Raw genomic sequence first — 15557 nt, 5'->3', positions numbered from 1 at the left:
AATATTATTTGTTAAAAATATTTAGGACACGACACATTAGACAGATGTTCGTCGAGTGAAATCATCTCATAATTGTTTCTGCCATAGCCACTGTGAAAATGAGTTTCTGCCTCCTCATGAAAATACTGGTACTGAATGCCGGATCTAGCAGTCAAAAGAGTTGTGTGTACGAGATTACGGGTGACATCCCCGAAGAACCGCTCAAACCGCTTTGGGAAGCGAAAGTAGACTGGACTCACCAACAAGGCTTTGCAGAAATCGAGGTCAAAACAGCCAAGGGTGAATTGCAAGAGAAAATCCCAGCAGACTCACGAGATCAAGTCATGGCTCGTATGCTTGATACACTGTGCAACGGTTCCACTCAGGTGATTACTCAGCCATCAGAAATTGATGTGGTGGGGCATCGCGTGGTACATGGTGGGCAAGATTACCGTGAGAGTGTGGTGATTACTGAGGATGTGAAAAAGGCGATCGCCCATCTTGCAACTCTTGCCCCTGCCCATAATCCAGCCAATTTGGAAGGCATAAAAGCGATTGAACAACATTGGGGATCTGTTCCTCAAATTGCAGTATTTGATACCGCATTTCATTCTCATCTCCCTGATGCAGCAGCCATCTATCCTGGTCCCTATGAGTGGGTAGAGCAAGGTATCCGTCGCTATGGCTTTCATGGCATCAGTCATCAGTACTGCGCTGCGCGTGCTGCTCGCATCCTCGGTCGAGAATTAGCATCTGTGCGACTCATTACCTGTCATTTGGGCAACGGTTGCTCTTTAGCCGCGATAAAAAACGGTCGCAGCGTTGACACGACTATGGGATTTACACCCCTAGATGGATTGATGATGGGCACTCGTTCTGGTGCTGTAGATCCAGGGATTCTGATTCACCTGTTGCGGCAATCGGATAACTCGGTTGAGCATCTTGACCATGTGCTAAATCGTGCGTCTGGCTTACGTGGAATTTCTGGTATCTCTAATGATATGCGACAGATTAGGGAGGCAATTTCTCAAGGTAATTCCCGTGCTCAACTGGCGTGGGATATCTACGTGCATCACCTACGGTCTTATATCGGTGCGATGCTCGCTAGTTTAGGGGGATTAGATGCATTGGTGTTTACCGCAGGTGTAGGTGAAAATACTCCTGACATTCGCGCCGCCGCTTGCGAAGCTTTTGCATTTTTAGGGCTAAAACTTGACGACGAAAAAAATGCACACAAGCCTGTTGATATCGATATTGCCACCGCTGACTCAGCAGTACGCGTATTGGTGATTCACACTGAAGAAGATTGGGAAATTGCTTGTGAATGTTGGCGACTTGTGAGGCGTTCTTGTTGAGCGACAAATAAAGCGATAAATAATTTGACCGTCGTGAATGTACTTTTTGGGCGATCGCCTCAACAAATTGTCTTTAACAATGTATTTGAACTGCTGTAATTATATTTACCATACCAAGTTGCATTCAAACAGCTAACTTGAGACTGTTGAGTGGTAACACTCAGCAGTCAACAGCTATCACCAAATACGCGTTCAGCTCTTGGTGTAGTTATCAATAATCTTAGCTAACCCTGGTACCGCCTCCTCCACGTGCTTTTTAGCTGAGTTACGGAGTTTGCCATATACCCCTTTCACGGTTGTGTTTCTGCTTTTCTCGATCTTTGCGTCAGTGATGCCCAGCAATGCGTCCGCCGTGCGAGAGCGGTTCTGGATCAGGTGTTCAGCCGGGTTCCCCGTTTGTACGCCCTCACTCCAAATCGGATCAAGTGCCGTGAAAGAGTCCGGCAAAAGACGCTCGATGGCTTCGGCACAATAACTGGGCGCGATCCCTTTTACAGCCGCGTAACCGGCTTTCAAAGCGAGACCAGAAACTCCTCCCATTGAAGCAACCTGCGTGTCTAACAACTTTGTGCAGTCAGCCACCACCATATTCTTTTTATTTGGATCTGACAGACCATTGCTAAGTCCCATTTCGATTCTCCTTAATGTGAAAGCCCGTCATTCTATTCAATTAATTTTAATAGTGAACAGGAAACAACAGGAAATCATATGAGAAATGCAGGATGAGCATCAAATTTTTCAGAAGTTCTTCATAAAAAGTTTAATATGAGTTTTACAGGAAAAAGTGAGCAAAAAGAAAACTATAGCAGTCCGATTTGACTTGTGAAACGCACAATCTGGGTCGTCAAAACTCAAGATCTCACTTGTCAAAACTGATTTTGGGCTTAAGACTTGCTTAACGATAAGTTCACAATTCCCGCATGGATTGCTATATAGCAACCCTAAATCATTCCTGAGAAACAAGATATCCGACTTTTCAAAGAAGTCGGGTATCTGTGGCTTTCAATTCTCACAAATCAATTAGGATTACTATAGTAAGGATTTCAGTAGCTATTAATTTTTTTTATGATTACGTATTGTATAGCAGTCCGCTTTGATTTCTGTTCGCTTGCGTGGCGTTAGGTGCTAGCCGTGGCGTCAGCCATAGCCATACTTATTTATATGGGTAGGGAACAGGCAACAGGAAAAAAAGCTCTTCGAGTTGTACTGAGTTTTTTCAAAAATCAAATAGGAGTCCTATGTGATGTTCTTAGAGTTGCAGCCTTGCTAATTTTTCCATGAAATGAAAAATCATATAAAGATATAAATATATTCGAGATACTAAGTCAAATTAATTTTTCTTTCATCACTCCTTTGCAGTCATAGATTACTAAGAAAGACTCCAGAACTTGGAAAAATTATCGCGTTCCTCCGACCTCCTAGCCCTCAAAGTTAGTAGGGAAGGGGCTACGGTAAAAGCCTCTCCCCTTGCAACGTGAGTTCGGTCAATTTAATTCGACCATTACCAATTACAAATTACGCTGCGCCTTTTCCAAGCAATCGTTCAATTTCTCTGCTAGTACCCGTACATTGGGTTCGTCAAGAAAGGTAAAGTGACCACCGGGAATATAATGGATATCTACTCCGCCAGTGACTACATCGCCCCAACCAAATTGCGGATCGTATTGTTCCCCTACTGCGTCAGTTCGACTTTTATCGTCAGTCCGCAAGAGGGTCATTCGACCGGGGTAATCTTGCAAGGTATATGCGGTCACAGCCTGCATATTAGCATTTACGATCTCCCAGTACTTGTCATCCTTAGATGAAGGCTCCTTTATTCCCAACAAACGCATATATTTCTCTCTCAGATGGTACATACCCCACTTGTACCAGCCCACAAGCTTTTTCTTAAGGTAGGCAGGTCCAGTGCGTAACAAATTGTCTAGATGCACGAAAACTCGCTTCCAAAATGGCAATCGCGTGCTGTAACCCGGACGGCAAGTATCAAGCATAGCTAAAATAGCGACTTCCTGACCCTGTGTAGAAAGTTGCTGAGCCATCTCGAAGGCAACCATACCGCCAAAGGAGTACCCGACAAGAAAATAAGGACCATTGGGTTGAATAGTTTGGATTTCCTTAATATAAAGCGCTGCCATGTCTTCCACCCGGGTTAAGAGAGGGAGTTTTCCATCTAGCCCTTGTGGTTGTAGCCCATAAACTGGTTGGTCTGTCCCCAAATGCAGCGCTAAAGGGCGGTAACACAGAATTTCTCCACCAATTGGGTGGATGAAGAACACAGGCGGCTTGGAACCCTTGGGTTGAATTTCTACCAAGCATGACCAAGGAGCAACAGATTTCTCCTCTTCATGTCCTGCTCTGGAAACCTGATGACCAACTGCTTTTTCTTGTTCCTGAGAAAGTATCTTGGCAAGAGATTCTACTGTATTTGCAGTGAAGAGGGTAGCTAGGGGCAGCTTGAAGCCAAATTTCTTCTCGATTTGCGCGAACAACTTTACAGCTAGCAAGGAATGTCCGCCTAAGTCAAAGAAATTATCTGTGATACCAATCGATTGTACACCAAGTTGTACAGCTAAAATTTCTTGCCAAATTTGTGTCAGCTCTTGTTCTAACTCATTGCGGGGGGCAACAAAGGTTGCTTGTGGCTCTTGCAAAGCTAAGTCAAGCGCATCCAAGGCGCGGCGGTCTACCTTACCATTGGGGTTTAATGGCATCACGTCCAAGAAGGCAAAGGTTTTTGGCACCATGTACTCGGGTAGCTGACCCTGCAAAAAGCCGCGCAATTCACTTGGGCTAGGGGCAATGTGTTCTGGGTGTAGTACGACATATGCCACGAGCCGCTTGTCACCGGGAACATCCTCTTTTACCATAACTAAAGTCTGTTGCACGGCAGGATGTTCACCTAGGGCGGTTTCAATTTCTCCCAACTCAATACGGAAGCCACGAATCTTGACTTGGTGGTCAATACGACCAAGGAACTCTATGTTCCTGTCCGGTAAGTAACGCGCCAAGTCTCCAGTTTTATAAAGACGTGCGCCCGGTACGCTACTAAAGGGGTTGGGAATAAACTTTTCTTTTGTCAGTTCCAAACGGTTGAGATAACCTCGCGCCAAACCAACACCGCCAATGTGCAACTCACCCGATTGACCAACAGGCACAGGCTGTAAATTTTCATCTAATATATAAACTTGTACATTGGCGATCGCCCGACCAATAGGAGCAATAGTGTGATCAGTCCCGCGCTGGCAAATCCAGAACGTGGTATCAATCGAAGCTTCTGTTGGACCATAGCAATTAATCAGAACATTTTCCAAATTTAAACGCTCAACGAAGCGCTCTATAAGTTCAACCCCTAAAGCTTCACCGCCACTGGTAACGTGTCTAAGGCTAGTACAATTCTCAATTCGCTTTTCCTCAAGTAAAACGCGGATCAGGGATGGTACCAAAGCAGCTACAGTAATCTGCTGTTCGGTAATGACCTTCACCAGGTAAGCAGGGTCTTGATGTCCACCGGGGCGAGCCATAATCAATTGTCCCCCAAATAACAATGGCCAGAATATCTGCCATACTGAGGGGTCAAAGCTCAAAGAAATGGTTTGTAAGACTTTGTCTTGTTGAGTTAGTTTAAACGTTGCTTGTCGCCAGTGGAGCATATTGCAAACTCCACGGTGCGGAATCATCACACCTTTAGGCTTGCCTGTAGACCCAGAGGTATAAATGACGTAAACTAGGTTATCAACTGTTGCCTCACACATCGGATTTTCTTGGCTGTTGTTGGCAATCAGTTCCCAATCAGAATCTAAACATATTACTTGCGACCCAAGATGTAAGTTGTTGACCAATTTTTCTTGGGTGAGCATGACTGGTGTTTGAGTGTCCTCCAAAATGAAGGTTAAGCGCTCTTTTGGATACGCTGGATCTATTGGCACATAAGCCCCACCTGCTTTGAGAATTCCCAGTAGTCCTACTACCATCTCTAAGGAACGTTCCATGCAAATGCCAACGAGGACATCGGGACCGACACCCAGAGTGTTTAAGTGATGTGCCAATTGGTTAGCCCGATTGTTCAACTGTTGGTAGGTCAGTTGCTCATCTTCAAACACCACCGCCACGGCGTTAGGCGTCTTTTCCACCTGCTGCTCAAACAACTGATGAATACACTGGTGTTGATAATCTGCTTGGGTATCGTTCCACTCTACCAGTAATTGCTGTCTTTCAGTTGCTGTGAGTAGTGGTAATTTGTTAACGTGCTGCTGTGGGTTAGCTGTCACCTCTTCTAGAAGTGTCTGGAAATGCCCGCTCATCCGGCGTATTGTATCAGCCTCAAACAAGTCGGTGCTGTATTCCCACACTCCTCGCAGTCCTTGTTCGGTTTCCTCAATCGACAAGGTCAAATCAAACTGCGATGCGAAATTATCCACTTCAAGAGCACAGATGCTGAGTCCTGGCAACTCTAATGTTTGTCTGGGTACATTCTGCAAAACAAACATAACTTGGAACAGGGGGTGATAGCTCAAGGAACGCTCTGGTTGCAGTTCTTCGACTAGCTTTTCAAAAGGCAGGTCTTGGTTGGCATAGGCGGACATTCCTTGCGATCGCACTCTTTGCAACAGTTCCCGAAAACTGGGGTTGCCTGACAAATCGGTACGCAGTACTAAGGTATTGACAAAAAAGCCAATTAACCCTTCTATCTCTTCTCGATTGCGTCCGGCGGTAGGAGAACCAACTAGGATATCTTGTTGCCCGCTATAGCGATACAGCAGGGTTTGGAACGCCGCCAACAATGTCATGAACAGCGTTACTCCCTCTTGCCGTGACAGTAAGCTCAATGATACAGATAAATTTTTGGGGAGTACGAAAAATTGTTTTGCACCTTGGCGAGTTTGTACTGGAGGGCGCGGTCTATCAGTGGGCAATTCTAGGGCTGGGGTTGCACCTGCTAACTGCTGTTTCCAATACTTGAGTTGCTTTTCTACCACTTCACCAGAAAGCCATTGGCGCTGCCAAACAGCATAATCGCCGTACTGGATGGGCAGTTCTGGCAAAGGATTTCGCCTTCCTTCAAGGAATGCTTGGTACAGCGTTGTCAACTGCTCAAATAAAACGCCCATCGACCAGCCATCAGTGGCGATGTGGTGCATGACCAATTGCAAGATGTGCTCTTGTGGTGATATCTGCAACAAGCACGCACGCAGCATCAAATCTGATGAGAGGTTGAAGGGACGTTGCGCTTCCTGTTGTAATCGTTGTACAACGGTTGTGCGTTCATCCGGACAATCCATCAAGTCAATCACTTTTAGTTCCACTGACTGAGGTTCACGAATCACCTGCACCGGGTTGCCATCTTCTGCAATAAAGTTGGTTCGCAAAACTTCGTGATGGGCAACAATCGCATCCAATGACTGTTGCAATACATCGACGTTGAGGTTGCCTTGCAACTGCATCGCATCCACAACATTATATGCTGCACTGTCTGGCTCTAGTTGTGCCAAAAACCACAGTCTTGCTTGTGCAAAGGAGAGAGGGGCTGATTGTCGGTTGGCTTGTCGGGTAATGCTTTGGTGTTGCTGAGTCCCTTGGTTTAGACTGGTGGTAATTGCATTTGCTAATTGTGCGATCGTTGCTCTCTCAAACAGCAACTGCAAGGAAATTTCTACACCAAGGGCTTGGCGTATCCGAGACATCACCTGTATTGCTAGCAGTGAATGTCCCCCCAATTCAAAGAAGTTGTCGTAAATGCCTACTTGCTCCAAGCCCAAAACTTGCGCCCAAATAGCCGCTAAAACCTCTTGTGTAGGGTTGCGGGGTGGCACATAGCTGTTGGTATCGTTGAAATGGGATGTATCTGCTGCTGGTAAGGCGCGGCGGTCTACCTTGCCATTGGGTGTTAATGGTAGGGCTTCTAAGAAGACAAAGGCTCTTGGTACCATGTAATCGGGTAGTTGCTCCTTCAAAAAGCCGCGCAATTCACTTGAGCTTGGGGCAACTTGCTCCGGTTTGACTACAATATATGCCATCAACCACTTGTCCCCAGGAACATCTTCACGGGCAATCGCCACAGTCTCTTGCACCGCTGGGTGTTGAGCGAGTGTTGCTTCAATTTCCCCCAGTTCAATCCGGAAGCCTCGAATCTTGACTTGTTGGTCGATGCGACCAAGGAATTGAATATTGCCGTCGGGTAAGTAGCGTCCTAAATCGCCAGTTTTATAAAGCCGATCAGAAGCGATGTTCGTAAATGGATTGATAATAAATCGTTCTTGAGTCAGTTCATCACTGCCAACGTAACCGGAGGCTAGGTAAGGAGTGCGGACATAAATTTCTCCAACCTCTCCAATCTCAGCTAACTGCAACTTGCTGGTGACAACCAGTAATTGTACATCCTCAATGCCTCGACCCAAAGGAATCGTCTGTTTGAAACTGCTTTCTTCTGCTGCCAAAACACGATCATCATGATTAGGGATCATGAAATAACCCATTGCTTGAGGTGTTTCGGTAGCTCCATAGAAATTGACACAGGTAACCTTTGGAGCAAAATTGCGGATTTTAGTCACATCTTGCTGTGTTAACACATCACCAGCAAAAAAGACATAACGGAGGTCTGTTGTGTTGCTATTGGTGTTTGCAGTCAAGAGTTGTGCCATAGCTGGTGTGAGGTGAGCAATGCTAATTTGCATATATCTCATCCAATCAGCCAGCTTACCTGGTGTTTCTATATCTTGTTGGTTGGGAATACATAAAGTCGCACCCAGCGACAGTGGCGTGAAAATATCCCGTAACAAGGGATCATGAGACAGCCCCGAGAGCATACTAAATTTATCTGACTCAGAAAAACCAAAGGTCTTGCCATGCCATTGCAGAAAATGAGATAGGGGTCTGTGGGTGCCTTTAATGCCCTTGGGTTTTCCTGTTGACCCAGAAGTAAAGGCGACATAGGCTAAATCATCAGGATGAACCGTCACTTCCGGGTCAACAGTGGCATAATCCTGCAATAAAACCGATATTGAGTCAGAGGAAAGCTGAAGGCGACAGTGACAAGATAAAGTTTCCACATACTCTTGAAGAGCTGCGGGAAGTTCTCCTGTGGCAGCAATTTGCAGCCAAGCGCGAGGCTTTTTAAGCTGGAGGCAATCAATCAAGCGGGAAGCAGGATAAGCCGGATCGAGAATCATGAAAGCAGCACCCGCCTTGAGAACGCCCAGTATTGCCCAAACTAGCTCGGCACTACGGTGTCCGTAGATAGCAACTACATCTTGCGATTGAATGTGATTCGCCAACAGATAGTGAGCGAGTTGGTTGGCACGTTCCTCTAGTTCGGCGTAAGTCCAAGTGACCTGTGCATCCACCACCGCCAGTTGTTGCGATACCCGTTGAACTTGTTGGGAAAACAAGGTATGAACGGCGGGTTGCCATTGCACAAGAAGTTGCTGCTGTGGATTGGGTAATTCTGCTTTGGGGATGACCACAGATAAATCGGCTTGCTCAGCAAAGGATAGGGGGATTGATAATTCGTTTGCCACCACCCCCTTGTCACCGAGAACGTCCTGCTGAATATTGGACTGAAGGTATAAATTTTTCTCTGTTAAGCTCTTGGACATAATGTAAATCAAATTACTGACGTATCTTTAATGCAGAAATAATTGCTGGTAATTTCCAATTTAGTTACACTCAGCAAAAAAAATTAATTGCTAAATTAGCAAGCAAAGTTTCTCTTGCTCTACTCCTCATAAGAGCTACATCGCTGCTGCATATGGACAACGTAAATGCACTAAATTTTCTTGATGAGTTTGCTCTCGTGCTAACGCCAATGCTTGACGAGCATTGTTTAAATTTTTGTTATCTCTACCCTGATTATCAAAACGCTGTAAATAAGCTTCGAGATACTTAATACGTAAGCCAAGATCATCTGCATTTATTAGAAAAGGTAGATCAGATTCCACCATAAAGCGGATAGCTAAGAGGGGAATAGGGCTACGCAGTGGACGAAAGTTTGAGTTGTGTAGACCAGGAGTTTCATTACGCTTGTGAAATTCTCCTAACATGAGTCCTGCTTCCACAAAAAAAAGTTTAAGTTTTTGTTGAACACCATCAACTAGTTTGGCAGTTTCTTCTGCATCAAGTTCAGGAAAGATGAGTAAGATGGTTTTGTTGATTGCGGTTTCTCTGTGTTGTGGCTCTATTTCCAGGAAGTTATTTCGGTAGCGCAAAACAATTTCTTCAACTTGTTGCTGCTCCAAATTTTTAGCATGAATAACTCCCATCTGGATGCTGTTTGACTTGATGGAGTGAGGTACGAAAGGACAAACAGGACCTGCTCTCCCTAAGTCTGGGTGAGGCTTTGCCAAAAAACTCTGAACCCATTGCATAATGTGAACTACGTAGGGAAGGTCTTGTTGGATCTGGTCAATTTCGCTAGGTTTGTACAGTAGCATTACACTTACGTTACTAGAGAGTAATTATCAAGTTTTTCTTCGCTAGGAGCCTAGGCTACGCAGAATGAAGGTAATCATAACCCACACAAAATGCGTTGATTTATGATAGATACTTCCATGTTTGTATTTCTTAGGAAGACCTAAAAGTAACGCTGCAACAAGTATTAGTAATTTAAGGTAGTTTAGCTCAGGTAAATCTCAAAGGATGAGTTTACTGAATATGCAATTCCCTGATGTTTGGTTAGTGTAGATGTTAAACAGTAGGCTGAGAACTAATTACTTTTCCTAATAAAAGGATAAAAGTTCTTTACCAAATAACCACACTGATATTTGCTTGACTACACACTTATTATTAATATCAAAAGTAATGTAAAGTTTGTATGTAGAGCGTTATTTAAAATGTAAAATTTTAGTGCAAAAACAAAAGTATTAAAATAATGAAAGAAAACTCGTAAGGTTTTAATAATTATTTTTTAAGCTAAATACTGACAGTAATAGTAATTTTAAATTAAAAGCTGCCTGCCATATTATCTTTAAGTAAAATAATATCTGCGTCAAATTTAAAACATTAATAGAAAAAACCATTTTAAACTAAATTCAAGAAATATTGTGTGTCATTAGTTAGACAGAGATATGACAAATTGTCATAACTTATGTTGATAGTGGTAAAGTAAAATTTTAGTAGAGAAAAAACTTTAGGCTTCAGCGAAAATACGTAGCTTTAGCTAAAGGCATAAGGGGGTTCCCGCCGCAGATATCTAAAATTGGTTTCCTTGACAAACTAAGCTCACACACAGCGTGTGTGAGCGATCCTGTCCGTAGAACTTACCGAAGATCCTTATCAAATAAGCGTCAACGACCTCTAGTTGAGTGCAATCCCCATGCCTGATATTTTGCACCAAGAAAATTTGATGTTATTTCAATACTAATTACGAATCTTGAAGCCCTTATTTTACTGATAAAAGCCAAGAAAAGATACGTAACTTGATTGCGCTGCTTTTGACTAAATCCAGGGTTATACCCAGAGGTGCAAGATCTGAGATGCCTAAATTATGAAGAAAAACTTAACAAGAAAAAACCTAATTTAAAACAATGTCAATTAATTTGATGTAGAAAAGCTGTCAAAATTGGCAAAAAAGAAGGATGATTTGGAATGAGTCTGGAAAAAATAAAAACCGTCGAAAAACTGCTCTAGGCATAACAGGATAATTCCCAGACGCAGAATGAAGCGCAAAAACCCAAAAGGAGCAATGGCAAGGAAGCAGATTTTGACGGTAAAAGAGAAAAACTAACAGAGAACGTAGAATATTATGAACATCAGCAGTGCAAACACCGCAGCTTTGGCGCTGCGTGAGAAATTACCTTTTCCACTCAAGCGGTTAGCAGATTTGGCTTATAACTATTGGTGGAGTTGGACGAGCGATCGCATTACGCTGTTCCAAACCATTGATCCCCAGGCATGGGAACGCTGCGGGCATAATCCAGTAGAAATCTTAAACTCAGCGACACACGAACGCCTCACACAGCTTGCAGAAGACCCCTTTTACCTCAAGCAGATCGGGGCGCTGGTGCGTGAGTTTGACGAATACATCACCACAAAAGAGACTTGGGTGAGTCGCGTAGCACCGCAGATTACCCAACGCCTATTGCTTACTTTTGCGCCGAATTTGGTATTCATGAATCTCTCCCTGTTTACTCTGGGGGTTTGGGCATTCTCGCAGGGGATCACCTGAAATCAGCATCCGATTTGGGAGTCCCAATGGTCGGTGTGGGCTTGCTGTATCGCCAAGGTTACTTTAGGCAGCGGTTGAACCGCAACGGTTGGCAAGAAGATTATTATGTTGACAACGCGTTCCCCCAGATGCCTTTGGAGTTAATCAAAAATGAGCAAGGGGAACCAATCACAATAGAGGTAGAAGTTCGCCAACGATTGGTGAAAGTGCAGATTTGGCGAGTGCAAGTGGGGCGCGTCAGTCTGTATTTATTGGATAGCGATCGCCACGACAATGATCCCATCGACCGCTGGCTGACTGGACACCTTTACGGCGGTAACCAAGAAACTCGCATTGCCCAAGAAGTCGTCTTAGGAATTGGCGGAGTGAAAGCCCTGACTGCCTTGGGAATTCAACCTTCTGTCCATCACCTTAACGAAGGTCACGCGGCATTCTGTACCCTAGAAATTGCCAGACAAGAAATTGAGCGCACTGGCAGATCCTTCTACGACATTGAAGCCAGTGTACGAAATCGTTGCGTGTTCACCACCCACACACCCGTTCCCGCAGGACACGATGTCTTCTCGCCAGATTTGATAGACTCCTTCTTTGCCCATTACTGGACTCAGTTACGCCTATCCCGCGAGCAATTCCTTGCCTTGGGCGCACGACGACTAGGCGACCCTTGGGAACCCTTTGGCATGACAGTTTTGGCACTGCGGATGTGTCGTGCTGCTAATGGCGTGAGTGAATTGCACGGTCAGGTTTCTCGCAAAATGTGGACAATTCTGTATCCAGAACGTTCTGAAGACAAAGTGCCTATCGGTTACATTACCAATGGTGTGCATGCGCCCACTTGGACTGCTCCCTTGTTAGCAGAGTTGTACGCTCAATACTTAGGCGCAGACTGGAAAACTCGTGTCATTGATCCCAAGACATGGGAGAAAATTGACGAAATTCCAAATGAGGAACTGTGGTGGCGGCACCTAGTCCTCAAAGAGCGACTCATTGCTCACACCCGCTATAAAATTAAGAAAGCACGCGAACAGCGCGGTGAAGAATACGAAAAAATTCAGGCAACAGAAACACTGCTTGATCCCAACGTGTTGACTATCGGATTTGCTAGACGCTTTAGCCCATATAAACGAGGTCATCTGCTTTTACGTGACGCCGAACGGGCGCTAAGAATTTTTGGTAATGCCCAACGTCCCGTACAAATTATCTTTGCAGGTAAAGCTCACCCAGCAGACGAAGAAGGCAAACGGATTATTCAACGCTTGATGGAGTGGTGTCAACATTCAGCAATTCAGCATCGAGTTGCATTTATTGAAGACTACGATATTTACGTTGGTCAGAAACTCGTGCAGGGCGTTGATGTCTGGTTGAACAATCCCCGTCGCCCTTTAGAAGCATCTGGCACAAGTGGGCAAAAAGTCTGCTTTAATGGTGGCATCAATTGCAGCGTCCTAGATGGCTGGTGGTGCGAAGGATACAAAACAGATGCCAATGGTCAAGGGATAAATGGTTGGGCAATTGGTGAGGACGCTCACACCAGCGATCAGGATTTACAAGATAGGATAGATTCGGAATCACTTTATAAGCTCTTGGAAGAGCAAATAGTGCCTTTGTACTATGACCAGGATGCTAACGGCACTCCTCACCGCTGGGTGCAGATGATGAAGGCATCAATCAAGACGAATGCACCGCTGTTCAACACAGATAGGATGATTGCTGATTACGTGTCCCAGGTCTACGTTCCAGAAATCGCCACTCGTGTTGGACCGATTTTAGCGAAGGTTCTGGTTTAGAGAATTTTAAGTTTTCTGGTTCAGCATCCGGGCAGGTTTTAAACCTGCCCTTTTCTTATGTTATGAGTACCTCAGATTCCCGACTTCTTGAAGAAGTCGGGAATCTTGTTGCTTACGTGTCTCCTATCCAAGGAGCTTACGGTAACAAAGTAGCGTGCCCGTAGGGCTTATGATTTAAGATTGCTATATCTGGATAATATAGCGCTTCTCGTTTAGATGAAGTAATTATCTATCTGTGTCCATCTGTGTCCATCTGTGGTTCTTATTTCTTGATGTAATGATTGTTAAGATGCGCTTACGCTGCTCTTACCCTGAGGCATAAAGTGAGCGGTAGAACTTAAAAAATTAAGAAAATCTTGGCTCTCAGTTAGACAGGGTAGCTTCTTCTGCCCTGGGTTCCATTCACCAACTTTTGTTTTTGCCAAAATATATCTGTCAAATTCTCCTGCTGGTAGACTGATTACACGCAATGGCTGAAGCGCATTCGCTTTTCGTACATCAGCATACGACACATTTAATTCAAAGATAGATTGCTCCATATCCGTTGCGAATTGATCTAAATCCTGTGGAGGAGTAGAAAAATCAATGGCAACAACGTAGTGTGGACGTGGTTCAGTCACCGCCGTGCATAAATACTCCCGATGCACACACTCATTCTTTCTTATTGCTTCACTTAGAGCTACTTTTATGTGAGTTTCACTCATTTTTTCTGCTGCTATGTTAACCTCTTTTACCAGCCGTCGTGAATATAAAAATAACAGAGGCTGAGTAGAAACAATTTTAATAATGTCGCCAGGAATATAGGTGGTAAAACCAAGATAATTAGAGATGCAAAATACATACTCCTTACCAGGTTTGACATCAGCTACTGTGTATCGGGTTGGAGTAGTTCCATTCTCAAACTTCCAATTGATATACTCATCAACATCTAGAAACTCGTAGAAAGCATTGTTTGGCGTGAAAACCATCGCCGGATTGTTTATATCATACTGAAATCCATAAGAACCTTCTGAACCAACGTAACTCTGAAAAATTAGACTATTAGGCAAAATTTCATCTATCCAACTTCTATATTTATATGGATCTACACCAGCTAGTTGTAGACATAATAAGTTAGGCCAGATTCTAGAGATTTTTAGCTTGCCATCTTCTCGATAGAATTGCTGTAACTCTGCTGCTCGTTCTAGATTCTTTTCTGCCAATACTGAAAATAGTTTGCCACCAAAAGCATTTTCTATTTCTTGTAAAAACATTAATACGTAATTTGTAATCCCCCCGATGCGCGTGAGATTTCTTTGCAGATAATAAACTCCTGTTTGCAGCATTCTCTCGTCCCAGTCTTCAATCGATTGAATGCCTATAGGAGGTGCAAAAGGATTTTCTGGAGAACTATGTTTTGCTATCCACCCACTAACAAATGCTAGAGTTTTTTTTGTGGTTCCAGTTCCTACAGTGCCACAATTACCACTAGCGTGTATTAATAAACTTTCACCTTCTAATATTTTTAAAGCTTGAGAGCCAACACGATAGATAAAACAATTAAGAGTAGTATTGCCAGAAGTAAAAAAAGTTTTTTCAAACTCTGTATTATAAGGAAACAGTTTAGGTGAACCAGTTGTGCCTGAAGTTTGAATCCAATGAGTAGGTGGTTCCGGATAAAGTACATTGGTTTCACCTGCAACAATCCGCTCAATATAAGGTTTTAAATCGCTGTAATGCTGAATAGGGGTTTGAGCTTGGAATTGTTCAATACTTTTAATATCAGCGTAGCCTCTTTCTTTACCTACAGCAGTGTCTTTGAGTTTATTTAATAGAGAAAACAGAAAGTTTTCTTGAGTGATGAAAATATTATTATATTCTTTGAACCAAGCTGACATTTCACTTTTAATTTGTTCGTACATAATAGCACCTGGCAATTAATGTCTTCACGAAGTTTACCTAACTAGAGTTTAACCTAACCTGCACTACCTCCTGCTGTTTTTTAGTTCAGTCGAACTCACGTTAAATTTAATAAAGTAAGAAAACTACTGTAGGCAGAACCATGCAATCGTTAAAGTCAAAACCTTTTATTTATTAGATGCAAATGAAATCAACTTATGCACTTAATTTAATAAAGGCGTTGTGTTCGCACCAGCAGAGGTTCTGCCGATGGCGGTGACTACAACGCAGTCTCAAAATGAGCGGATACTTCAGACTCAGTCTCATTAAGTGCTAAATTGAACTGCCAACAGGCTGACTAGGTTGCTTTTGACCAAGAATCATAGTGTAGGGGGTAGG

General features: G+C 43.8%; 5 protein-coding genes and 1 pseudogene. 2 read left to right on the top strand and 4 right to left on the bottom strand.

Annotation, left to right across the window (positions count from 1 at the left end; all coding sequences use genetic code 11):
* Positions 1-116 precede the first annotated feature (116 nt).
* Complete coding sequence (locus tag V5G28_RS21980; RefSeq protein ID WP_332987525.1) at positions 117-1334, top strand: acetate kinase; 1218 nt, start codon at positions 117-119, stop codon at positions 1332-1334.
* A gap of 192 nt (positions 1335-1526) precedes the next feature.
* Here V5G28_RS21980 and V5G28_RS21975 read toward each other — a convergent pair whose 3' ends face one another.
* From V5G28_RS21975 to V5G28_RS21965, 3 genes are all read right to left on the bottom strand, one after another.
* On the bottom strand, positions 1527-1964 hold the full coding sequence (locus V5G28_RS21975) for a DUF6918 family protein (protein WP_096566905.1): 438 nt from the start codon (positions 1962-1964) through the stop codon (positions 1527-1529).
* 878 nt (positions 1965-2842) lie between these two features.
* Positions 2843-8926, bottom strand: a complete 6084-nt coding sequence (locus V5G28_RS21970; RefSeq protein ID WP_332987522.1) for an amino acid adenylation domain-containing protein — start codon at positions 8924-8926, stop codon at positions 2843-2845.
* 135 nt (positions 8927-9061) lie between these two features.
* Positions 9062-9760, bottom strand: a complete 699-nt coding sequence (locus V5G28_RS21965) for a DUF6875 domain-containing protein (protein ID WP_332987521.1) — start codon at positions 9758-9760, stop codon at positions 9062-9064.
* A 1310-nt stretch (positions 9761-11070) separates the two neighbouring features.
* Between V5G28_RS21965 and glgP the strand changes: the two are divergent.
* A pseudogene (glgP, locus tag V5G28_RS21960) lies at positions 11071-13280 on the top strand (alpha-glucan family phosphorylase).
* Between the two features lie 284 nt (positions 13281-13564).
* Here the strand turns inward: glgP and V5G28_RS21955 are convergent.
* A complete protein-coding gene (locus V5G28_RS21955; protein ID WP_332987517.1) occupies positions 13565-15181 on the bottom strand; it encodes a GH3 family domain-containing protein in 1617 nt (538 codons plus the stop codon).
* Between the last annotated feature and the right edge of the window lie 376 nt (positions 15182-15557).

The organism is Scytonema sp. PRP1, assembly GCF_036697665.2.
Classification (GTDB): Bacteria; Cyanobacteriota; Cyanobacteriia; order Cyanobacteriales; family Nostocaceae; genus Kalymmatonema; species Kalymmatonema gypsitolerans.
Note: the sequence above shows the minus strand (reverse complement) of the source record. Positions and strands in the feature narration are given on the sequence as shown.

Bases quoted from the DNA above. Each gene is read 5' to 3' on its own strand.
- V5G28_RS21980 (WP_332987525.1), top strand. From the start codon at position 117: ATGAAAATACTGGTACTGAATGCCGGATCTAGCAGTCAAAAGAGTTGT.
- V5G28_RS21975 (WP_096566905.1), bottom strand. From the start codon at position 1,964: ATGGGACTTAGCAATGGTCTGTCAGATCCAAATAAAAAGAATATGGTG.
- V5G28_RS21970 (WP_332987522.1), bottom strand. From the start codon at position 8,926: ATGTCCAAGAGCTTAACAGAGAAAAATTTATACCTTCAGTCCAATATT.
- V5G28_RS21965 (WP_332987521.1), bottom strand. From the start codon at position 9,760: ATGCTACTGTACAAACCTAGCGAAATTGACCAGATCCAACAAGACCTT.
- V5G28_RS21955 (WP_332987517.1), bottom strand. From the start codon at position 15,181: ATGTACGAACAAATTAAAAGTGAAATGTCAGCTTGGTTCAAAGAATAT.